The following is a 23,543-nucleotide window of genomic DNA, read 5'->3' as shown; positions in this document are numbered from 1 at the left end:
AGTTAGTTTTAAAATGAAAAATCAAATCTTGTTGTTGGTGGCATTATTTATATGTACAATAACTTATGCTCAAAAAGATGAATTGAAAGCTGCTGAAAAAGCAGTAAAGAAAAATGATTATGCAGCAGCTATTGTTGACATAGGTAAAGCAGAAGCTTTAATTGCCGGTGCAGATGATAAAACGAAAGCCAAGTTTTATTATTTAAAAGGTGAGTCATACGCCGGTTTGGCAAAAACTGACCCAAGTATAGAGAACTTTAACATTGCAGCAGAATCATTTAATGCACTTTTTGAGGAAGAAGATAAAATGGGTTCTTCAAAGTATTCAGAATTGGCTCGACCAACGATGAACACTTTGATTTCCGAAATTTCTGCCAAAGGAATTCAGTCATATCAAAACAAAGACTATACGGCAGCCAAGACTGAATTGTATGAAGTCTATCATTTGAGTAAGACGGATACAGTCTTTTTGGAATATGCTGCAAATGCTGCGTATTTAGATAAAGATTATCCTCTGGCCCTTGACTATTTCACTTCTTTGAAAGACTTGGGATATACAGGTATAACCACAGAATATACTGCTATTAACGTCGATTCGGGAGAAAGAGAAAATATGGGCGGTAAAACCAATATGGATCTGATGGTGAAAGCAGGAACCCACAGCGACCCTTTGGTCAACACTTCAGAATCCAAGCAGCCAACAATAGTTAAGAATATAGCTTTTGTACATGTGGAAATGGGGGACACTGAAAAGGCGATTGCAGCGGTGAAAGAAGCGAGAGAAGTCGCTCCTGACGATGTAAACCTTATTTTGACAGAAGCCAACCTTCAGATCAAATTGGGCAATAAAGATGAATTTGCCGCATTGATGAATCAAGCACTTGAATTAGACCCAACAAATGCTGCGCTTTACTTCAACCTTGGAGTAATTACAGGTGAGCAGGGTGATTTTGAAAAAGCCAAAGAATACTATACCAAATGTATTGAGCTTGATCCGAATTATGTCGATGCCTATATCAATTTAGGTTCAGCCCATTTAGAAAAGGACAAAGCTTTGGTAGAGGAAATGAACAAAAACCTTAATGACTTTGATAAGTATGATGCAGTGAAGGCCAAACAAGTGGATTTATACAAAACTGTTATTCCTTATTACGAAAAAGCGCTGGAACTCAGACCTGATGATATTGATACCATCAGAACGTTGATGAGCTTATATGAGAATACTGAAATGGATGAGAAGTTTCAGGCCATGAAAGCACAATACGATGCTTTGAAATAAAAGTGTTGCACTTTATAGTGAAAGCTATTGGTCTTATGACCGATAGCTTTTTTTTTTGATTTCTACTTATATGACAGCCTGATGCTAATCAATGGTGTAGGTATAGATATTTCCTCCAATGCCTTTGTAGTTTTCATCGGCAATCACAAGCAATGAGTCATTTAAAAACGTGATGGCTTCCTTTTGGGTGATAAGACCCAGGTCAATTTCTTTAAGCTCTCCTGAAAAAAAATCATCTTCCTTCCAGTTTTTAAAAATCCAAATTTTATTGGACCCAAGCAATGCCAGCTTTTTGCGGTCAGGGCTCAAGGCGGCACTGGTAATCCAGCATTGGTATTTTCCTGCCTGGCAGGTTTTAAAACGGCTTACTTTTTTTGCCTTTTGGTTGGAAGCATAGTCTTCCATTCGATAAAGATTCGTAAAACCATCAAAGGGTTTGGTTCTGTTCTTGGTGAACATATACAGGCGTCCTTTATAAAATACAAAGGCCTCCAAATCAAAATTTTTAATACTGTCGCTTGTGTTTTTAAGATCCTGATCAAAAAATTTAAACCGAATGATCTCAGCTTCGGTTTCAGCGGTTTTGATATCGATAGGGTTTTCAATTTTATAAACGGTCAGGTCGCGCCTTTCGTTATTGTTGTTGCCAAAATCCCCGATAAAGAAATGACCAAAATCGTCCTGTGTAAGATCTTCCCAATCTATATTTTTCGCATTTGTGATTTTGATGGACCTGTTGACGTTACCCAATGAATCAATTTGATGGATCTCTGTGCTGTTACCACTGTCATTGATCGCCCAAAGATTTCCCTCTTTATCGAATTCAATTCCCGAAATTTCGCTTAAACCGGGTGAGACTGAAACGAATTTATTCGAATAGTTTAAATAAGCTTTCCATGCAATAAAGATTGCGATCAAAGAAGCCGAAATGATAAAAAGGGTACGTTTCCGTATATCCATAACTATAATCTAACTTGAAGGCTTTGATCGAGCCTGTGATTGATTTTAAAATAATTGTTTCATAACCCGTAACTTGTGGGTATGCCTATTTGTATCAACATTGTAGATGCCGCTTGAATCAATACGGTCTATCCTGACTTTTCCATGGCAATGAATGATGTAGTTATTGTCCAATATGATCCCGGCATGAATGATCTCACCTTCCTCATTGTCAAAAAAAGCCAAATCACCCGGTTCACATTCTTCAATAAAGCTCAATACTTCACCCTGGCTCGCCTGTTGATGTGCATCTCTGAATAATTGATATCCATTGATTTTATACACCATTTGTGTAAAACCCGAACAATCTACCCCAAAAGGAGTCCTTCCACCCCATAGAAAGGGTGCATTCAAAAATTTATATGCCGTACGAACCAGATTTGACTTAGGCATTTTACCGTTGATGACCTCACCGTCAAAATCGTAATGGAATTCATCGAGGTAAAACGAGCCTTTTTTATATTCAGGTAAAACAGCACCCAGGGTTATGAGTTGGAACTGATCATCTTGATTCGTGATAAAAGTGACCATCTCATCCGAAAAACAAGGGCTCTTTTTCGATATCCTGTGATAGACTTCTCCGTCTAATTCTTTGATCTGTTTGCTGCTGACCCATCCTTCATAAAAATCATAATCCAAATGAACCTGGATCCAGTCTCCTTCTGCAAGCAATACTTCAAAGGTTTCTCCAAAAAGCAGCTGGCTAACCATTTCACTTTGATCAGAGGGTTCTTTTCTAAGGGCGATACAATTTAAATGGCAGATTCCGAATTCCATGAAAACTTATTAGAGATACTTGAATAGAAATATTAAACCAGGGTGATAACCATTGCACTGGCGCCTCCACCTCCGTTACAAATTCCCGCGGCTCCAATCTTACCATTATTTTGTTTGAGTACATTGATCAATGTCACTATGATTCTGGCTCCTGAACATCCTAATGGATGACCCAGAGACACGGCACCCCCGTGCACATTTACCTTTGCTGCATCAAGATTAAGCAGTTTTATGTTGGCAAGTCCTACCACTGAAAAAGCTTCATTTAATTCATAAAAATCAACATCTTCAGCTTTGATATTGGCATGAGACAATGCTTTGGGCAAGGCTTTGGCCGGAGCCGTGGTAAACCATTCCGGCTCTTGCGAAGCATCAGCATATCCATTGATGACGGCCAATGGCTTAATGCCCAGCTCAATGGCTTTCTCTCGGCTCATGATCACAAGGGCAGCCGCAGCATCATTAAGTGTAGATGCATTTGCAGCGGTCACAGTGCCGTCCTTATTAAAGGCCGGCCTTAAATTAGGGACCTTTTCAATTTTAATATTTTTATATTCTTCGTCTTCTTTTATTGTCAATGGTTCACCTCTTCTTTGGGGAATTTCAACTGGGATGACCTCATTGTCGAATTTCCCTGATTTCCAGGCAGCGGCAGATCGTTCATAAGATGTGATGGCAAAGGCATCCTGATCTTCTCTGCTAAACTCATATCTCACGGCACAGGCATCTCCGCAATTACCCATGTGTTTTCCATCATAAACATTTACAAGGCCGTCTTTTAACAGGCCGTCTTCCATTTGGATATTGCCGAATTTCTGTCCCTTCCGCCCATGCATGTAATGTGGGATCAGGCTCATATTTTCCATTCCTCCTGCTACAACAACATCCGCATCTCCGCATTTTATGGCCTGAGCAGCAAAAGCAATTGCTTTCATCCCTGAAGAACAAACTTTGTTCACTGTGGTACAAGGAACATTGTCGGGAATTCCTGCATAAAGAGCCGCTTGCTTCGCTGGTGCCTGACCCACACCCGCCTGAACAACATTACCCATGAAAACCTCGTCAACTTTTGAAGGATCAAGATCTATTTTTTCAAGGGCCGCCTTGATTGCAGCAGCACCAAGTTTACTTGCCGGAACTTCTGAAAGACTTCCAAGAAAACTGCCAATTGGGGTTCTTACAGCCGAAACAATCACAACTTCTTTCATAATGAATTTTTATTTATGGAAACTTGACTTATGTTGTCAAATCAGATTAATGTGCCTATATGCGAAAGTAAATAAATTTGGTGAGATTATAGAGTTGAGCGCCAAAGAAAACGAGGTTTTGGTATGAAGGAATTAACATGTGAAAGGCGAATCATTTGATTCAAATTCAATTCTTTCTGGAAGAAAGCTGAACGACTTTAGATAAGTTGGTGAAATAAGCCAGTTTTGAAGTATTATTTTTTACATTTGAAATCGTAATTGAATTGCATGAAGGATTTTCTCAATAAATATTATCAAAATCACGCCCTTGTCTATAAAATAATTCTTTTTATAGTCACAACCGTAACCATTGTATACCTGTTCCCTAAAGGAGGACAGTTTAAATACAATATCCAGAAAGGGAAACCATGGCAATACGAAAACCTCTATGCCCCTTTTGACTTCGCTATTCTAAAAACGGATGAAGATATTCAGAAAGAAATTGAGGAAATTGAGGCGAATAAAAAGTTGTTTTTTACGATCGATGAGGATGTCGTCAAAGAAGTAGAAGAGCAATATAATTCAAAGATTCTGATGATTCAGGAGGATTCAGCTGCGTCAGGATTGGGGAAGAGTCGCATTAAGACATTTGGGCTAAAATTTCTTGAAATTGTATATAAAACAGGCTTTCTCAATAAATCCGACAACGATAAAGTCTTAAAAAACACGATCATTACCTTAAGAAGGGGAAATGAAGCGGAAGATATTCTTTCAGACAATCTTTTTACTACAGAGATGCTGGTTCCTGCTATTCAAAAATATTTTGAAAACACCAGATATGAAAAACTTGAACAGAGTTTTACGACACTGTTCTTTGATATTTTAGAGCCCAATATTTTTTATGATGAGGAATTCACTCAAAAAGTGATTGATGAAGAAATAAAAGGGATTACGGTCAATAAGGGACTGGTCACAGAAAACGAACGCATTATCGCAAAAGGAGATGTAGTTGAAGGCTCAAAATACGAGATTCTTATTTCGCTGAAAAGTGAATACGATTCTCAACTTTGGAGCAAGTCCAATTATAACTGGATTGTTTTTGGATATACCATACTTGTGGCTTTGGTATTGCTCATGCTGATGTTGTTTTTGCATCGTTATCGAAAAAGCATTTGGGAAAACAATACAAAACTTACGTTTATCTTTTTCAATATCCTCCTGATCGTGTTTTTGGTCACCATAGTGCAGAAGTATTGGGTGAATTATATCTACGTTGTACCGGTCATTATTTTGCCTATCATTTTTAAAGCCTTTTTTGATGCGCGTCTGGGTTTGTTTGCCCATGTTGTTACGGTCTTGATTCTTGGTTTTATCGTGCCCAATAGTTTTGAATTTATATTTCTTCAGATCATAGCAGGTATTGTAACCATCCTCACCGTATCAGAGCTTCACCGAAGGGCGAATTTGTTTTTTTCCATCATTAAGATTACCGGGGTTTATATGTTGTCATATTTGGCTTTTTCCATTATTCAGGAGGGAAATGCCCAGGAGCTTAAATGGGGGTATTTTGTGCTGTTCGCCTTGAATGGAGTTCTTTCGTTTTTATCTTTGTTTTTGATCCTGATTTATGAAAAAACCTTCAACCTGGTGTCGGATGTGTCATTATTGGAATTGTCAAACACCAATTCAAAATTGTTGCGTGAACTCAATGAAAAAGCACCCGGAACTTTTCAGCATTCTATGCAGGTGGCCAATCTTGCAGAGGCTTCGGCCAATGAGATAGGAGCCAATGCCATGCTGGTGAGAACAGGAGCCCTGTATCACGACATAGGAAAGATGGTAAACCCTATGTATTTTATCGAAAATCAAACAACCAGCGTTAATCCCCATAATGAATTGCCACCGAATGATTCTGCAACAATCATAATTGACCATGTGCTAAAGGGCATTGAAATAGCTAAAAAGAACAGGTTACCTGACAGGATTATTGATTTTATCAGGACCCACCATGGCACAACCATGGTCTACTATTTTTACAGAAAGCAAAATGACATTACGCCTGACCAGGTGGATCCTAAAGATTATACCTATCCGGGACCGATCCCGTTTTCCAAGGAAACGGCAATCTTAATGATGTGTGATGCCTGTGAAGCTGCATCCAAGAGCATTAAGGATCCTACTGCCATATTGATTGATGACTTGGTGGAGAAAATTATCAACGGACAGATGAGCAAGGGGCAGTACATGAATTCTGATATCACATTTAAGGAGATTCAAACGATTAAAAAAGTGATCAAAAAGAAATTAAACAATATTTATCACCTTCGTATTGAGTATCCCGAATAGTGATCACGAATTAAATTTTATAGTTTAAATCAAATGAAATTACCTAAATTTTTTCTTGTTTTTGTCTTTGCGTTTCAGATCAGTTTTGGACAAGATATTAAAATACCTTTGGATACAATTGTCGTCACCAACCATTCGTCAATAATTAAAGGACAAAAAATAAGCTATACGGCAACTACCGGAACACAACCGGTATGGGATGAAAGCGGCAAAGCCATAGCTACTTTATTTTACACCTATTATAAAAGAAACAATTCAGGTAAAATGGCTGATCGGCCATTGGTTATTTCATTTAATGGCGGTCCGGGATCGGCTTCGGTCTGGATGCATATTGCCTATACGGGGCCAAAGGTTTTAAAAATCGATGATGAGGGATATCCACAACAACCCTATGGGATCAGAGATAACGAGTACTCAGTTCTTGATGTTGCTGATATTGTTTATGTAAACCCTGTTAATACAGGTTATTCCAGAACAATTCCTGTAAGTGGAGAAGAAGTTAAGAAGGAAACATTTTTTGGGATCAATGCAGATATTAAGTATCTGGCAGGCTGGTTAAATACTTTTGTCAACAGACATGACAGATGGTTGTCACCTAAATTTTTAATTGGGGAAAGCTATGGAGGTACAAGAGTTTCGGGTTTGGCGCTGGAACTTCAGGAAGCACAATGGATGTATTTAAACGGTGTTATCTTGGTATCACCTGCTGATTATAATTATTTTAAATCTGATCCGGCTATAGCCTCAGCTTTGAAGCTCCCGTATTTTACGGCTGCTGCATGGTATCATAAAATGTTGGCCGCAGAACTTCAGGAAAAAGATTTGCTTGATGTACTGCCTGAGGCTGAAGAGTATGCGTTGAATTCTTTAATGCCTGCTTTGGCTAAAGGAGGGGCTTTGTCGATTTCTGATAAGGAAAAAGTAGCCAAGACCATGTCTTATTACTCCGGGTTATCCAGCGAATCCATAATACGTCACAACCTGGATGTTCCAACAAATTTCTTTTGGAAGGAATTGTTAAGAGATAAACAAGGACATACTATAGGAAGGCTTGATTCCAGATATTTAGGGATAGACAAAACACTTGCAGGAGTCAAACCTGATTACAGTGCCGAATTGACATCATGGCTTCATTCATTCACCCCGGCTATCAACTATTATATCAGACAACACCTGAATTTTAAGACTGATGTCAAGTACAATATGTTTGGCGATGTGCACCCATGGGATACGAGAGACAATAATACCCGAGAAAATTTGAGAAAGGCTATGGCAGAAAACCCTTATTTGAATGTTTTGTTTCAATCGGGTTATTATGACGGTGCGACCACATACTTTAACGCCAAATACACGATGTGGCAATTGGATCCCAGTGGCCTTATGCAAAACAGGATGCAATTTAAAGGTTACAGAAGCGGCCATATGATGTATCTCAGAAAAGAAGATCTCCAAACAGCTAATAATGATCTTAGAGACTTTATTGAAAGATCATTGCCTAAAGGAAATTCAGCTAAATATCAATAAAAGTCAAACAGGTAAACTTTTTTTGACTTCTTGAAAAGCAGGGCAGAACAGAAGCCTGGTAAATCTTTTGACAACAGGGAATTTCATCACATTATGTTACAATCAGGTTGTATTCCTCTTACTATCCTGGAAGAGCAAATAAACCAATGGATCAAATTTAAAATAGAAGGATGAAGACCATTTCCAGAAAAGGAAGGCGCAAAGGGCTAATCAGTTCATATGTAGGTCAGTAAAACCTCTTTACTCAATAAAACGAAGTTTTTTACGTTTAAAATCACGTTAAATGACGCTGTCTTGATTTTCTAGCCTGGAAAGATAAATATATTACGGGTCAAAGTCTTAGGGGACAGTCAATTAAAATAATGAGGCGCGAAAAATAAACCACTGTTATTTTGCAGTGTAGATGATTTTTTATATTTTTCGAGTCTTTAAAAAGAACAATAACAAATTTATATGAAAAGGAGTGTTAATATTAAGTATTTCCTGCTTATTATTTTCTTTGTGTTAAATAGTTTCAGTGTTTCGACTTCTGTAAAGGATAAAAGCTATGGAGATGTCAACACTGAAGAAACTTTGAACAAGGATATGCCACTGGAGTTTTACCCGGAGGCAACTACTCATAAAGTGAATCAAAGACTCGATTCACTCTTTAACCGTTTCAATAAAAGGCATGATTTTCACGGAAGTGTGATTATAGCTCAAAAGGGCAAGGTGATTTTTAAGAATCACTATGGATATGCCGACTTTAAGAAAAAATCAATGATCGACGATCATTCGGTATTTCAACTTGCGTCGGTTAGCAAACAGTTTACAGCTGCATCAATTCTTATCTTGTATGAAGATGGAAAACTGGATCTTGATGATCAGGTCATCAAGTTCTTTCCTGATTTTCCTTATAAGGAAGTTACCGTAAGACAATTGATGAACCATACTTCAGGTTTACCCAAATACTTTTGGCTCGCCGAACATAAATGGAAAAAAGAACACGCTCCTTCCAACAAAGAGATGATGGATATGCTCAGTAAGCATGACGTTCAAAGGTTTTTTAGCCCTGGAGCAAATTTTGATTACTCGAATACGGGCTATTTTGTATTGGCTTCAATAGTTGAAAAGGTTACCAATAAAAATTTTGGGGATTTTGTTGACGATAAAATCTTTACACCACTTCATATGAAAAACACCTTTGTTTACAGGTATGAAATGGATTCGATCAAAGAAGGTCAACTTGATGGTTTCAGAATCTACAGAAGAAGGTGGCACGCTAAAATAGGGGGTACGGTCAACGATGCCATTGTAGGAGATAAAAATGTGTATTCAACTACAGAAGATATGTTCAAATGGATCGAAGGATTAAATTCGGGTAAGATCATTTCGAAAAAAACACTGGACCTGATGTATACCAGAGGTGAAACCAGGTACAACAGAAAAGTTCCTTATGGTTTTGGGTTTAGGATCAAAGAAGATGAGAACAGTAAAGTGGTCTATCACAACGGAAAATGGAATGGATTCAGTTCTTCCCTCATGCAATATCCTGATGATGAGCTGGTGGTAATTACCCTTGAGCATTCCAATTATAATTCCATGAAAACGCTGAATGAAAAAGTAAAACAGATTGTTGACAGTAGTTTTGATCCGTCAAATAATTGATGCCAATTCCGAGATTAGACCTCGAGTATTTACAGATCAATTGTCACCAGTACCTGTTTGTTGATGATGTCTTCAATCGTTTCTCTTTCTCTGATCAGATAATCTTTGCCCTTGTACACCATCACTTCAGCCGGTCTGTATCGTGAGTTGTAGTTGGAAGCCATGGAATAGCAATATGCACCTGCATTTTTAAAACTTAGGATATCGCCCTCTTTGATTTCACAAATTTGACGATTGGTTCCAAAAGTGTCTGTTTCACAGATATATCCCACTACGGTATAAAACCTTTTCTTTCCTTCAGGATTTGAAATATTTTCTATATGGTGATAAGAATCGTAAAACATCGGTCGTATCAGGTGGTTTAAGCCGCTGTCTACACTGGCGAAAACTGTTGATGTTGTCTGTTTTACAACATTGACCTGTGCCAGAAACTGACCGGCTTCGCTGACGAGAAATTTTCCGGGCTCGAACATAAGGGTAAGATTCCTGCCGTATTCTGTGCAAAATGCATTGAACCTTTTGGATAGTTTCTCTCCCAGTTCATCGATATCGGTTTGAATATCTCCTTCTTTATAGGGTACTTTAAAACCACTGCCAAAATCTATATATTCCAGATCAGGAAAAGACAAGGCAACATTAAAGAGTATTTCGGTGGCGCGTAAAAAGGCATCGATATCATAAATGTCTGATCCCGTATGCATATGCACCCCGGTTATGAGCATACCTGTATTTTCTACCACCCTAAGGATATGAGGCAGCTGATGAATGGATATTCCGAATTTGGAATCGATATGGCCTACAGAGATTTTTTGATTGCCTCCAGCCATCACATGAGGGTTCATCCTGATGCAAACAGGGACCTCCGGATGCTTTTGTCCAAACTGCTCCAATATGGAAATATTATCTATGTTGATTTGAACGCCAAGATCCATCGCCTGCTCAATTTCATCAAGAGATACGCCATTAGGGGTAAATATAATGTCCTTGGGATCGAAGCCTGCTTTTAATCCCAATTGCACTTCCTGCACCGAAACGGTGTCCAGGCCTGCATTGAGTGATTTAAAAACTTTTAAAATGCTTAGATTGGATAGTGCTTTTACCGCATAGTTGATCTTCAAATTTTTAACTGATGCAAATGCATTTGTAAGTTTGTTGTATTGGGAAATGATCTTTTCAGCATCATATACATACAAAGGGCTTTCATATTTTTTAGTGAGCGAGATCAAAAACTCGTTGGTCATAGTAATAACATTTAAGTGGGCAAAAGTAGTATACTGACATCATTATCAAAATTTTTAATAAATAATAACAGATAACACTTTTACGTGAAATTTTAGTGTTTTATACTTTTTTGGCAGTTAATTGGGCTATTTTAACAATAACCTGAGTCGCCTTAACCATTGATTCGACCGGAATGTATTCATAACGGCCGTGAAAATTATGTCCCCCTGCAAAAATATTCGGGCAGGGCAATCCTTTATACGACAACTGTGAACCATCGGTCCCCCCTCTAATCGCTTTAATCAAAGGCTTGATATCCAGGTCTTTCATGGCCTGTTCAGCTATATCAACAATATGCATCACAGGTTCCACCTTTTCGCGCATATTAAAGTACTGATCTTTGATGTCAATTTCAATGGCTTCAGAACCCAGCGACTCATTTATGTTTTGAGCTGCTTTGAGCATTTGCTTCTTTCTTTGCTGAAAAAGGCCGAGATCATGATCTCTGATGATATATTCCAGCTTTGTTTTTTCCACAGATCCACTGATCTCCGAGAGATGGAAAAAACCTTCATAACCTTCGGTTTCCTGAGGGATTTCGTTTGCGGGCAAGGCATTGATAAATTTTGTAGCGATCAACATTGAGTTGATCATTTTTCCTTTGGCATAACCCGGATGCACTATTTTTCCATGTACCGTAACTACCGCTCCGGCAGCGTTGAAATTTTCATATTCCAGCTCTCCAACCTGGCTTCCATCCATGGTGTAGGCCCATTCTGCTCCAAACTTATCAACATCAAACTTATGTGCACCTTTGCCAATTTCCTCATCCGGCGTAAAACCGACCCTGATCTTTCCATGTTTAATTTCAGGGTGCTGGATCAGGTATTCCATGGCAGTCACAATTTCAGTGATGCCGGCTTTATCATCAGCACCTAAAAGGGTCGTGCCATCAGTGGTTATCAGCGTCTGCCCTTTATACATCAAGAGATCCTCAAAGTAGGAGGGAGACAAGATAATATTTTCCTCTTTATTCAATACGATATCTTCCCCGTCATAATCTCTGTGAAGTTGTGGTTTAACATCCGTCGCTGTATAATCAGGACTAGTGTCAAAATGGGCAATAAAGCCAATAACAGGAACCTGATGATCAACATTCGAAGGGAGGGTTGCCATGATATATGCATGCTCATCCAGGCTGACATCTTCCATGCCAATCCGTTTAAGTTCTTCAGTTAAATACCTGGCAATTTCCCATTGTTTTTCGGTGCTTGGAGTCGTTGAACTGTTTGCATCCGACTGGGTGTCAAAGCTCACATATTTTAAGAATCTTTCGGTAATGTTTTGCATTTTCTAAAGTTTGTCCAAAAATAATTATTCTAAACCAGAATGATAAAAAAAAGATCGTTATTACAACGATCTTTTTACTTTTTATGTTTCTAATCAGGGTTTTGGACAGACTTTTATATGACTGATAAAATAGCTGGCATCGTACCATTCTATATTGTTCACGCTATATGATGACGTATTTAAACCACTGAGTGAAATATCAAAATCTTGAGGGTCAATGGATTCTTGTCCGCTTTGATCTAAAGGATAGGCAGATTCACCTACGAAAAAATTAAATTCTTTAATCACTAATTGAGTATTCGTCAAAGAAACAGTTACGTTTGCCACCAGCCTTCCATCACCTCCTGAAACATGAATTTTTATTGAACCTATTTCAATACTGTTGGTGATATCACATTGAAAGGCACTTGCAAAGATTGGGTAGGTATAGGTGATTCCTACAGGTTCATTATGATCCGGGTTGACTCCTGTATAATTACTCCAGCCCCAACTACTGAAATCCTCATAAAAACATATAGAATTACCTTGATTATTTTGATCAAATGCATAAGCATCCATGCAACCATAATCATCAATCCTGTCATTTCCTGACCCTGCCGGATCATTATCATAAGTTGCATTACCTTCGTCAACCTCTACTTCAACGGTTGTTACGGCTGATGCTTCTTCCTCATCTTCCTCTTCAAATTCTTCACCCTCTTCATTGGATTCGCAATCTGTTTTGCAAACATCCAAATACCATCCCCAACGATTTCCGTCAAATACATTGTCTCCAAATCCGAATGCTGTTTCATTGGCAGTTTCACTGTCATCTTCCATTAGAACCACTACAGCGTGTGAAATCACTGAAAAGCAATCATTTAAACCATCCAGATTCATTCGATAAGAATATTCTTTGACGAGGCCGTGATCCTCATGGTGCGGAAAATGACCAATTTTAGGGTTTCCATTGTTCGTAAAGGGAGCGTCATTAATGTCGCCTATAAAGACATGTGATTCTTTTAATGACCAATCAGTTGATGTCAGGTCATAGGTAACAACTAACTCATCATTTTCTTTTCTGATGAGTACATCTCCAACATAGATATGCTGACCAGCCATAAGATCTCTTTTTATGGTTTCGTCACAATCCAAATCCTCAACATCCTCCCTGTCAAGGAGTAAGTTGATCGGATCATTTGTACTTTTAGTAGCTGAATTTCCTGAATCTGTTGATTTGAAAGCACCAATTTGGTCTTCTTGTTCACATGAAAAAATAACAAGGAACAGCAATACCAAACCAGCAATAAGGCTAGTTTTCTTTTTCATAACAATTGTTTTATTATTAGTAGGAGAGAATAAAACGACTCATAGCGATAATAAAACGTAAAAAAGGGAGGGATATTTTAATCAAGAAAAATTAAATCCCCGAAAATACTAAAGGAAGAACAGATCCTTTCATTTACAAATTCATTACCATATATTTTTGCAGTAAAAGTATAGTATTCATCTACTTTATGCTGAACAAAAATTTCAAGATAATGCCAGCTGAGATCCTCGCTTTTTCCTGTGGCGATATGGTAATAAGCAGGGTGTCCAAGGTAATCTCCGAATCCTGATTTAACAGGGACAAGATTTAAATTCCTCGAAGCATTTTGAGCGACCCTTACCTCAAAATCTTTGTTTAAAACCAATTCTCCCTGATGCCAGGCGATATCAAGAATAAAGGTTTCACGTAATTCTTTAGTGGTATCTGCAGTATAAAGTGATGATTGATATTCATCATAATAAAGTTCTGTTTTCCAGTTTTTTGGAACATCAATTTCAAAATGTTTCAATATGTCTTTATACGTTTTTGTCTGGGTATATTTCATAGGCGTGTCGCAGTCAAATTCCTTTTCGAATTTACTGTTCTGGCAACCTATCATTAAAAATAGTATAGAAATTAAGGCAGGTAGGTGTTTCATATCAGTCATGTAATTTGATCTTTGCAATTTCTTCATATGTGGAGAGCCATGCCGTTTGGTCATTGACAAATCTAAGGCTATAGAATCCTTTTGTCTCTATCCTTATCCATGATATTCCGGCATCTTCAGAATAAAATATCCCTTCGCTTGAAATAGCCAGAATTTTTTTCGCATCTCCTTCAGGAACGTATTGGACACAACTTATATATCCAGGCAACTCATTTTGGGCAACCAGGTTCCAGGATTCGCCTCCATCTGCGGTAATTGCCTTGGTGGCCCGACCATTCTTTTTGTCTTCCCAATTTCCCCCCATGATAATGCCTCTTTGGCCGTCATAAAAATCAGTGGTAAAAATTCCGGTCATTTTTCCGCCTTGAACCATTGGCGTCTTATTCACCTGCCAGCTTTGTCCAAGGTCATCGCTTTTAAAAACTCTTGCTTTAGCCCCTCCTGTTACGATCCAGGCCGTTTTTCCAAAGGTGGCAATATTGGTGTTGCTCGCAGCAAATGCAGCTTCCCCATCGGTAATTCCGGGAAGTTTATCACAGCCAAGTTTCTCCCAATTCTTACCTCCGTCAGATGTTTTGATCACTGATAAACAGTCTTCGGTGGGGTCACCCATTGCGATTCCATTTTGGTTGTCAAAAAATGTAAGTGAATCATAAAAAACTTTCGGATCCTCCTCTTTATACACGAGTTCAATTTGGTCCAAGGATTGTTTGGGATCAATTTTGTACAACAAGGCCGGGTCTTCTATGCTTAACAGGAATACAAATTCCCCGTTATATCCAATCGACCTGAATTCAGGATAAACTCCTTCATGGCTTATGGAGTCTAATTCCAGCTGGTCATTGATAATTCGTCCATATCGCCCCTTTGAGCCTGCAAACCAGACTGTATTATCCTGAGTAACCTCGATGGCTCTTATACTGATATGAGGTAGCTTGAACGACTTATGAAACTCAATACTTGGTTTTTGCTGTGACATTGTTGGGTTGGGTAACAGGCAAATCAATACAAGTAGTTTCCAAAAATTAATCATAAGTTTAGGCTTAGATTTTTCAAAAGTAATTTTTTTATATTTATCAGGCTATACTAAAATAAAATAAATGAAGGCATTGGTGATCTCTGGAGGTGGAAGTAAAGGTGCATTTGCCGGTGGTATAGCACAGTATCTAATTGAAGAAAAGAAAAATAATTATGACCTTTTCCTGGGTACTTCCACGGGAAGTTTGATGCTGACGCATCTTGCCTTAGGTAAAGTAGCAGAACTTAAAGACATTTATTCAAATGTAGACCAGAAGACGATTTTTAGCAATTGCCCTTTTAAAATAAAAAAATATAAAGGACATACCACTGTAAGCATTAATCATTTCAATACGATCAGAAATTTTTTAAGCGGAAGTAAGACTTTCGGTGAAAGCTATCATTTGAAGGATATGATCGCTAAAAATGTCAAAAATTCTTATTTGCAGGAAGTAAAGGAATCAGGCAAGAAACTATTGGTAACAGTATCAAATTTAACCCTGAACCGGGTGGAGTTCAAGAGCCTGGATGAAGAGTCATTTGATGATTTCAGAGATTTTATTTGGGCTTCAAGCAATTTTGTCCCATTTATGAGTTTAATGGTGAAGAACAATTATGAATATGCTGATGGCGGATTTGCCAACATGGTGCCCATAAAAGAGGCGATATACAGGGGAGCAACCGAAATAGATGCCATCATTTTAGAAACCGAGGTTTCTCAACTCAACAGAATGCCTTCGAAAAATCCTTTTAGCCTGATTACAAATCTTTTTAATTATATGCAGATTCACATAGAAAAATACAATATTTCTATAGGAATACTTGAAGCACAGGATCATCATGTAAAACTCAATTTGTATTACACACCTTCAATTTTAACATCGAATACCTTGGTTTTTCAAAAGGAGAAAATGAAGAAATGGTGGACTGAAGGATTTATATATGCGGCAGAAAGGGAAAACTAAATTATTTTCAGGTTCGTTATGGTATTTTTAAAATATATGTTTACTTTTGTTGCATATTTTAACAAAATGAGAACAATCACTTTACATCACCATCATTTTTATACTTGCACTCAGGCGAGCTGAAGATGTTGTGATTTAAAGTCAAAATATTTGAACCCGTTTGAGCATTCAGGCGGGTTTTTTTATGACCTATTTTGATGCTTAGACACAATTTATAACAATGGAAAGATTAAAAATTGCCATTCAGAAATCGGGAAGGCTCAATGAAGATTCCCTGAAAATATTGAAAGAATGCGGGATATCGGTCAGTAATGGCTTGGATCAATTAAGAGCGACTGTATCTAATTTCCCCATGGAGATCCTTTATTTGAGAAACAGTGACATCCCTCAGTATTTAATCGATGGGGTGGTGGATATAGCCATCATAGGTGAGAATTTACTGGTCGAAAAAGACAGCGGACGCATAGACATCCTCGAAAGGCTTTCTTTTTCAAAATGCAGGGTTTCGCTTGCGGTACCAAAAACATTCGAGTATAATAATATTCATGATCTGAATCATAAGAAGATCGCAACTTCTTATCCAAATACCTTGAATTTATTTCTCAAGGAAAAGGGTATAGAAGCAGAACTTCACAACATATCAGGGTCCGTTGAGATCGCACCAAATATTGGTTTGGCTGATGCGATTTGCGATATCGTAAGCAGCGGGAGTACATTATTTAAGAATAACTTAAAGGAAGTTGAAGTCATTGCCAAATCGGAAGCTGTTTTGGCGGTCTCGCCTTTGATCAGTGCAAAGAAAAAGGAAACCTTGGACAAGCTGCGGTTTAGGCTGCAATCAGTGTTGAAGGCTCGAAATTTTAAGTATATTTTGATGAATGTTCCCAATGATAAGATCGAGGAAGTTATTTCGATCTTGCCGGGTATGCGAAGTCCGACGGTACTTCCTTTGGCAGAAGAGGGATGGAGTTCAATACACACGGTGATTGAAAAGAATAAATTTTGGGAAGTCATAGATGAGTTACAGCAACTTGGCGCCGAAGGAATTCTGGTAGCACCAATAGAAAAAATGGTCATTTAAACCGGCAACATGAAAAAAATACTTGATCCTGATAAAGAAACCTGGGCAGCTATTTTAAAAAGGCCTACGCAAAGCTATGCTTCTCTTGAACCCCTTGTAGCAAAGATTTTCACGGAAATTGCGGATGAGGGTGACCTTGCAGTTAAAAAATACACAAAGGAGTTTGATAAGGCTGACTTATCTCGGCTAGAGGTGGATCAATCGGCAATTGACCATGCAAAGGACACTTTGAGTGTGGAACTTAAAAATGCCATAGAACTTGCCAAATCAAATATAGAGGCCTTTCACGCCTCACAGCAAGTGCTTCCTAAAAAGATTGAAACGGCCAAAGGGGTCATCTGCTGGCAGGAGAAAAGAGCGATTGAAAAAGTTGGTTTGTATATTCCGGGAGGTACAGCGCCATTATTTTCGACAATTCTGATGCTCGCAGTTCCCGCTAACATTGCCGGATGCGAAGAAGTAGTGATGTGCACGCCTTGCGATGCAGAAGGAAACATTCATCCTGCTGTGCTCTATACGGCTGATTTGTGCGGTATCAAGAAAATATTCAAAGTCGGAGGGATACAGGCCATAGCCGCCATGACATTTGGCACTGAATCGATACCACAGGTCTATAAAATATTTGGGCCCGGTAATCAATATGTTACAGTAGCAAAACAGATGGCAATGAAATTTGGTGTCACCATTGATTTACCTGCCGGTCCGAGTGAGTTGCTCGTATATGCCGATGACAGCGCAAATGCAAGCTTTATGGCTGCCGATTTGCTTTCTCAGGCCGAACACGGCGTTGATAGTCAGGTTGTATTGGTTTGCAGGTCTATGGAGAAGTTAGGAGAGATTGAGAAGGAACTGGATGAGCAATTAAAGAAACTTCCGAGAAAAGATATTGCAACAAAGGCCATCGAAAATTCAAAATTGATTTATTGCAGCTCTGAAAAAGATGCCATTGACCTGATCAATTTATATGCACCAGAGCACCTTATTCTGAGTACAACTGATAACGCCAGGATTATACCCATGATTAAAAATGCCGGCTCAGTATTTGTAGGAAACTACAGCCCTGAAAGTGCAGGAGATTATGCATCAGGCACAAATCATACCTTGCCCACAAATGGTTATGCCAGGAATTTTAGTGGTGTAAACCTGGAGGCCTTTCAAAAAACGGTCAGTTTTCAGGAAATCTCTAAAGAAGGCCTTGTACAAATCGGAACCGCTATTGAGCTTATGGCTGAGGCAGAAGGCCTCTTTGCGCATAAAAATGCAGTGACTTTACGGTTGGACAGCATCAGTGACAACACAAAAAACTAAGGGTTATGTCAAGGGAGAAAATCAACATATTAGAGATGGCAAGGGGATCGGTAAGGGAATTAAAACCTTATGCTTCGGCAAAGGATGAATTCAAAGACTTTGACCGTGAATTGATTTATCTGGATGCCAATGAGAATCCATATGACAATGGCCTGAATCGCTACCCTGACCCGAATCAGTTACTGCTAAAACAAAAAATTTCAGAGATTAAGAATATACCCGTGGAGAACATCTTGCTGGGCAATGGAAGCGATGAAGTTCTCGACATGATTTTCCGCGTTTTTTTTGAGCCCGGGAAAGATAATATCATTATAAACACGCCTACATTCGGGATGTTTAAAGTATTGTCAAACCTAAACAATATTGGGTGCAGGGAAGTGTCTTTAACAACTGATTTTCAACTCGATGTCGCAGCGATCACCAAAGCCATGGACGATTCTACCAAAGCGATTTTTATCTGTTCGCCAAACAACCCTACAGGAAACCTTATGAAGGCAGCTGATATAAAAGCCTTGCTGGAGCTGGGAGTAATAGTGGTTATTGACGAGGCATACATAGATTTTGCTCAAGAACAAAGCTGGATCACTAAGCTTGATCAATACAATAATTTAATTGTAAGCCAAACCTTTTCAAAAGCCTTCGGACTTGCCGGCATCAGGCTGGGGGTTTGCTATGCAGACAGCAGGATTATCGATCTGCTAAAAAAGGTAAAAATGCCTTATAATGTCAATGTGTTAACACAAACCACTGCCTTGAAGTACCTGGAAAATAAAAAAGTAAGGGAGCAGCAGATTCTTCAAATAGTAAGCAACAGGGAACAGCTGGCAAATGATTTACTCAAGATCGGATTTGTTGAAAAAATTTATCCTTCGGACAGTAATTTTATTTTGGTCAAGGTGGATGACGCCGATAAAAGGTATCAGCAGCTTATTGGAAGAGAATTGATCATTAGAAACCGCAGCAAAGAGCCCTTATGTGAAAACTGCCTTAGGATTACGGTAGGGACTTCAAAGGAGAACACAAGATTGATGAAAAGCCTTCTGTATTTGGACACAAATAAAAACTTGAACTCATGAAAAGAGTATTATTTATAGACAGAGATGGTACGATGATTAGAGAACCTGAAGATGAACAGATCGACAGTTTTGAAAAACTAGAATTCTATCCAATGGCTTTGTTCTATTTATCAAAAATAGCCACTGAACTTGATTATGAATTGGTCATGGTGACCAACCAGGACGGATTGGGTACGCCATCTTTTCCGGAAAACACATTTTATCCTGTCCACAATTTTATTATGGATACGTTTGCCGGTGAAGGTGTTTATTTTGAAAAACAATTCATTGACAGAAGTTTTCCAAAAGACAATTCGCCAAACCGAAAACCACAAACCGGATTGCTAGGAGCGTACTTCTCAGAAAGCTATGACTTGGAAAATTCTTTTGTAATAGGCGACAGAATGACCGATATGGAACTGGCAAAGAACCTTAATGCCAAGGGTATTTTTGTCAACAACCACACAAATCTTGGGGAAGGGGAAACTTTGGTCTCGGATCGTGAAATCATGAGTTTTATCGCTCTGGAAACTGAAAGCTGGAAGGAAATTTACGAATTTCTTAAATTGAAAGCGCGAACGGCTGAGATTTTGAGAAAAACCAAAGAGACTGATATTTTTGTCAAGTTGAATCTTGATGGAACAGGAAAGAGCAGTATCAAGACAGGATTGGGGTTCTTTGACCATATGCTGGACCAGATTGCCCGACATGGCAATATGGACCTGGAGATAAGCGTAAAGGGTGATCTTGAAGTGGATGAACACCATACCATGGAGGACACCGCCATAGCACTTGGAGAAGCCTTTGCCCTTGCACTTCAGGATAAAAGGGGTATGGAACGCTATGGATTTACCTTGCCCATGGACGATTGCCTGGCCCAGGTCGCTATAGATTTTGGAGGTAGGAACTGGCTGGTATGGGAAGCGGAATTTAAAAGGGAAAAAATAGGTGACATGCCCACTGAAATGTTCTATCACTTTTTTAAATCCTTTACAGACGGAGCCAAAGCCAATTTAAATATCAAAGCAGAAGGGCAAAATGAGCACCATAAGATAGAAGCTATTTTTAAGGCTTTTGCCAAGGCGATCAAGGCTGCTTTAAAAAGAGACCCGGAAAAGATGATATTGCCAAGCACTAAAGGATTGTTGTAAGATGAACATTGTTATTATTGATTACGGAGCCGGAAATGTCAAGTCTGTCCAGTTTGCGCTTGAAAGATTAGGCTATACTGCGATGTGCACAAACGACCTGAATGCCATTCAAAAAGCTGATAAGGTGATTTTCCCTGGCGTGGGAGAGGCACAGAGCGCCATGCGTGAGATTAAAAAATTCGGCCTGGATAAAGTGATCCCCTTGTTAAAACAACCCGTGTTGGGAATATGTTTGGGAATGCAGCTTATGTGTGAGCACTCCGAGGAAAATGATACCGACTGCCTTGGGATATTTCCGGTAGTGGTCAAAAAATTCAATGTTGATTTAAAGGTACCCCATATTGGCTGGAATCAGATTGTTGATCTAAAAGGGCATTTATTTGATCAGGTAAGTGAAGCGGCGTATGTTTATTATGTGCACAGTTATTATGTACCGATAAACGAATACTCTATTGCAAATACCGACTACGGTATCAAATACGCAGGAGCCATTCATAAGGATAATTTTTATGCCTGTCAGTTTCATCCCGAAAAGAGCGGAGACATTGGAGAACAAATATTGAAGAATTTTATAAACGCGGTTTAGCATGAGAATAATCCCGGCAATTGATATCATCGAAGGCAAATGTGTACGGCTCTCAAAAGGAGACTATGCCACAAAAAAGATCTATAATGAAAACCCTTTGGAGGTGGCTAAAGCCTTTGAAGGAGTTGGGATACGTCATTTGCATCTGGTTGACCTGGATGGCGCTAAAAGCCAGCACATTGTGAACTATAAGGTCCTTGAGCAAATTGCCTCCAAAACCAATTTGGAAATAGATTTTGGCGGGGGGCTCAAGTCTGATCAGGATTTGAAAATTGCTTTTGGCAGTGGTGCCAGACAAATCACAGGAGGCAGCATTGCCGTTAAGAAGCCTGAGGTTTTTAAAGGCTGGTTAAAAGCTTATGGCTCCGACAAGATTATTCTGGGGGCAGATACCCTCAATGAGAAAATCGCTATTTCGGGCTGGATTGAATCTTCTGAAGAAGAAGTCATACCTTTTATCAATACCTATCAGCAGGAAGGGATCAAATACGTGATCTGCACGGATATTTCAAAAGATGGAATGCTTCAGGGGCCATCCTTCAAGCTTTACAGCAGGATTCTGGCACAAGTACCCGGCATCAGCCTGATCGCTTCAGGTGGGATATCACATTTCGACGAATTAGGTCAGCTGGCCAATATGGGTTGTGAAGGAACCATTATCGGCAAGGCTATCTATGAACAAAGGATCAGCATGGCGCAATTGGAACAATTTATTTTATCATCAACCTAATTCAATAAAGAAGTACTAAATGGTTAGCAAACGAATCATACCTTGTTTGGATATAAAAGATGGACGAACCGTAAAAGGCGTTAATTTTGTCGGGTTGCAGGATGCCGGGGATCCTGTGGAACTGGCCGACAGATATTCAAGAGAAGGCGCAGACGAATTGGTTTTCCTGGATATTACCGCCACGAAGGAAAAACGTAAAACCCTTGTAAAATTAGTTGAAAAGGTAGCCAGAAAAGTAAATATACCATTCACTGTAGGAGGAGGAATTTCAAGTATTGAAGATGTAAATATGTTATTGCGAGCAGGAGCCGATAAAGTGTCGATTAACTCTTCAGCTGTTAAGAACCCTGAATTGATCAGGGAACTCGCCAATAAATTTGGCAGTCAGTGCATTGTATTGGCCGTAGATGCAAAATTGATTGATCAACAGTGGAAAGTATTTCTTGTTGGGGGCCGGGTTCAAACTGAGCTCGATCTCTTTGACTGGATCAAAGAAGCTGTTTCGTTGGGGGCAGGGGAGATTCTTTTTACTTCCATGGATCACGACGGCACCAAAAATGGTTTCGCTAACGAGACCTTAAAGAAAATATCCGAAATGGTCAAGGTACCTGTTATAGCAAGTGGCGGTGCAGGAACTATTCAGCATTTTTGTGATACTTTTGTCCTTGGAAAAGCGGATGCGGCCTTGGCGGCAAGTGTTTTTCACTATAAGGAGATCGAAATAAGGGATCTTAAAATTGAACTTAACAACAATGGGGTAAATGTAAGATTATGACTATAAAATTTGATAAAGTGACAGGGTTGGTTCCGGCCATCATACAAGACGTGCAGACTAAAAATGTTTTAATGCTGGGCTATATGAATCAGGAAGCTTATGAGAAGACCCTTGAAACTAAGAAGGTGACTTTTTACAGCAGAAGCAAACAGCGGTTATGGACAAAGGGAGAAGAAAGCGAAAATTTTCTTTCTCTGGTTGATATTAAAAATGATTGTGACAAAGACTCCCTGTTGATCAGTGTCAGGCCTCAGGGTCCAACCTGTCATAAAGGAACCGATACCTGCTGGGCTGAATCCAATGAATCACAATTCGGTTTTCTAAGCACCCTTGAAGGCGTGATTGAAAAAAGAAGAAAAGAGCCGTCGGAAGCATCTTATGTGGCCTCCTTGTTTAAAAAAGGAATCAATAAGATCGCACAGAAAGTAGGAGAGGAGGCTGTAGAGGTGGTCATAGAAGCCAAGGATAACGATGAAAAATTATTTTTGGATGAATCCGCAGATCTTTTATTTCATTATTTAATTTTACTGCAAGCTAAAGGATACACGTTAAAAGATGTGGAAAAAGTGCTCCTAGGCAGGCACAAATAG

At 39.0% G+C, this 23,543-nt stretch carries 21 protein-coding genes; 13 read left to right on the top strand and 8 right to left on the bottom strand.

Annotation, left to right across the window (positions count from 1 at the left end; translation table 11 throughout):
- The first annotated feature begins 13 nt into the window (after positions 1–13).
- The gene (locus AABB81_RS03720) at positions 14–1,279 is read left to right on the top strand and encodes a tetratricopeptide repeat protein (protein WP_342158714.1); all 1,266 of its coding nucleotides are present in this window, start codon (positions 14–16) and stop codon (positions 1,277–1,279) included.
- Positions 1,280–1,363: 84 nt separating this feature from the next.
- On the opposite strand, the gene AABB81_RS03715 is transcribed toward AABB81_RS03720, so the two are convergent.
- The 3 genes from AABB81_RS03715 to AABB81_RS03705 are packed head-to-tail and all read right to left on the bottom strand — an operon-like array spanning position 1,364 to position 4,263.
- Complete coding sequence (locus AABB81_RS03715) at positions 1,364–2,239, bottom strand: hypothetical protein (RefSeq protein ID WP_342158713.1); 876 nt, start codon at positions 2,237–2,239, stop codon at positions 1,364–1,366.
- A 45-nt stretch (positions 2,240–2,284) separates the two neighbouring features.
- Positions 2,285–3,055, bottom strand: a complete 771-nt coding sequence (locus AABB81_RS03710) for a C40 family peptidase (protein ID WP_342158712.1) — start codon at positions 3,053–3,055, stop codon at positions 2,285–2,287.
- 32 nt (positions 3,056–3,087) lie between these two features.
- On the bottom strand, positions 3,088–4,263 hold the full coding sequence (locus tag AABB81_RS03705; RefSeq protein ID WP_342158711.1) for an acetyl-CoA C-acyltransferase: 1,176 nt from the start codon (positions 4,261–4,263) through the stop codon (positions 3,088–3,090).
- 267 nt (positions 4,264–4,530) lie between these two features.
- Here AABB81_RS03705 and AABB81_RS03700 point away from each other — a divergent pair, with 267 nt between their 5' ends.
- From AABB81_RS03700 to AABB81_RS03690, 3 genes are all read left to right on the top strand, one after another.
- Entirely contained in the window at positions 4,531–6,588 is a 2,058-nt protein-coding gene (locus tag AABB81_RS03700; protein WP_342158710.1) for an HD family phosphohydrolase, read from the top strand.
- Between the two features lie 33 nt (positions 6,589–6,621).
- Positions 6,622–8,112, top strand: a complete 1,491-nt coding sequence (locus AABB81_RS03695; RefSeq protein WP_342158709.1) for a S10 family peptidase — start codon at positions 6,622–6,624, stop codon at positions 8,110–8,112.
- Positions 8,113–8,565: 453 nt separating this feature from the next.
- A complete protein-coding gene (locus tag AABB81_RS03690; protein WP_342158708.1) occupies positions 8,566–9,759 on the top strand; it encodes a serine hydrolase domain-containing protein in 1,194 nt (397 codons plus the stop codon).
- 29 nt (positions 9,760–9,788) lie between these two features.
- On the opposite strand, the gene lysA is transcribed toward AABB81_RS03690, so the two are convergent.
- The 5 genes from lysA to AABB81_RS03665 all read right to left on the bottom strand — a co-directional run bounded on the left by lysA (position 9,789) and on the right by AABB81_RS03665 (position 15,264).
- Positions 9,789–11,000, bottom strand: coding sequence for a diaminopimelate decarboxylase (gene lysA / locus AABB81_RS03685; protein ID WP_342158707.1), 1,212 nt, complete (start codon positions 10,998–11,000; stop codon positions 9,789–9,791).
- A gap of 100 nt (positions 11,001–11,100) precedes the next feature.
- The gene (gene pepT, locus AABB81_RS03680; protein WP_342158706.1) at positions 11,101–12,330 is read right to left on the bottom strand and encodes a peptidase T; all 1,230 of its coding nucleotides are present in this window, start codon (positions 12,328–12,330) and stop codon (positions 11,101–11,103) included.
- Positions 12,331–12,423: 93 nt separating this feature from the next.
- A complete protein-coding gene (locus AABB81_RS03675) occupies positions 12,424–13,638 on the bottom strand; it encodes a hypothetical protein (RefSeq protein ID WP_342158705.1) in 1,215 nt (404 codons plus the stop codon).
- Positions 13,639–13,715: 77 nt separating this feature from the next.
- The gene (locus AABB81_RS03670) at positions 13,716–14,276 is read right to left on the bottom strand and encodes a hypothetical protein (protein ID WP_342158703.1); all 561 of its coding nucleotides are present in this window, start codon (positions 14,274–14,276) and stop codon (positions 13,716–13,718) included.
- Between the two features lies 1 nt (position 14,277).
- Positions 14,278–15,264 (bottom strand): sialidase family protein, encoded by a 987-nt coding sequence (locus AABB81_RS03665; RefSeq protein WP_342158701.1) that lies wholly within the window; start codon positions 15,262–15,264, stop codon positions 14,278–14,280.
- A 121-nt stretch (positions 15,265–15,385) separates the two neighbouring features.
- Between AABB81_RS03665 and AABB81_RS03660 the strand changes: the two genes are divergently transcribed.
- From AABB81_RS03660 to hisIE, 9 genes are all read left to right on the top strand, one after another.
- Positions 15,386–16,267 carry a patatin-like phospholipase family protein gene (locus AABB81_RS03660; protein ID WP_342158699.1) on the top strand — a complete coding sequence of 294 codons (882 nt, stop codon included), beginning with the start codon at positions 15,386–15,388 and terminating at the stop codon, positions 16,265–16,267.
- A gap of 220 nt (positions 16,268–16,487) precedes the next feature.
- Positions 16,488–17,348, top strand: coding sequence for an ATP phosphoribosyltransferase (hisG, locus tag AABB81_RS03655; RefSeq protein WP_342158698.1), 861 nt, complete (start codon positions 16,488–16,490; stop codon positions 17,346–17,348).
- 9 nt (positions 17,349–17,357) lie between these two features.
- On the top strand, positions 17,358–18,656 hold the full coding sequence (gene hisD, locus AABB81_RS03650) for a histidinol dehydrogenase (RefSeq protein ID WP_342158697.1): 1,299 nt from the start codon (positions 17,358–17,360) through the stop codon (positions 18,654–18,656).
- A 5-nt stretch (positions 18,657–18,661) separates the two neighbouring features.
- Complete coding sequence (gene hisC, locus AABB81_RS03645) at positions 18,662–19,732, top strand: histidinol-phosphate transaminase (RefSeq protein ID WP_342158696.1); 1,071 nt, start codon at positions 18,662–18,664, stop codon at positions 19,730–19,732.
- Positions 19,729–20,862 (top strand): bifunctional histidinol-phosphatase/imidazoleglycerol-phosphate dehydratase HisB, encoded by a 1,134-nt coding sequence (gene hisB, locus AABB81_RS03640; RefSeq protein ID WP_342158695.1) that lies wholly within the window; start codon positions 19,729–19,731, stop codon positions 20,860–20,862. Before hisC ends, hisB begins: the two co-directional genes overlap by 4 nt.
- A gap of 1 nt (position 20,863) precedes the next feature.
- Positions 20,864–21,448 (top strand): imidazole glycerol phosphate synthase subunit HisH, encoded by a 585-nt coding sequence (hisH, locus tag AABB81_RS03635; protein ID WP_342158694.1) that lies wholly within the window; start codon positions 20,864–20,866, stop codon positions 21,446–21,448.
- Position 21,449: 1 nt separating this feature from the next.
- A complete protein-coding gene (gene hisA, locus AABB81_RS03630; protein WP_342158693.1) occupies positions 21,450–22,178 on the top strand; it encodes a 1-(5-phosphoribosyl)-5-[(5-phosphoribosylamino)methylideneamino]imidazole-4-carboxamide isomerase in 729 nt (242 codons plus the stop codon).
- 19 nt (positions 22,179–22,197) lie between these two features.
- Positions 22,198–22,953 carry an imidazole glycerol phosphate synthase subunit HisF gene (hisF, locus tag AABB81_RS03625; protein WP_342158692.1) on the top strand — a complete coding sequence of 252 codons (756 nt, stop codon included), beginning with the start codon at positions 22,198–22,200 and terminating at the stop codon, positions 22,951–22,953.
- Positions 22,950–23,543: a bifunctional phosphoribosyl-AMP cyclohydrolase/phosphoribosyl-ATP diphosphatase HisIE gene (gene hisIE / locus AABB81_RS03620; RefSeq protein WP_342158691.1), complete on the top strand. Its 594-nt coding sequence runs from the start codon at positions 22,950–22,952 to the stop codon at positions 23,541–23,543. Before hisF ends, hisIE begins: the two co-directional genes overlap by 4 nt.

The organism is Lutimonas vermicola, from assembly GCF_038433205.1.
Taxonomy (GTDB): Bacteria; Bacteroidota; Bacteroidia; order Flavobacteriales; family Flavobacteriaceae; genus Lutimonas; species Lutimonas vermicola.
The sequence above is the reverse complement of the archived record's forward strand: the minus strand, read 5'-3'. Positions and strand labels throughout refer to the sequence as shown.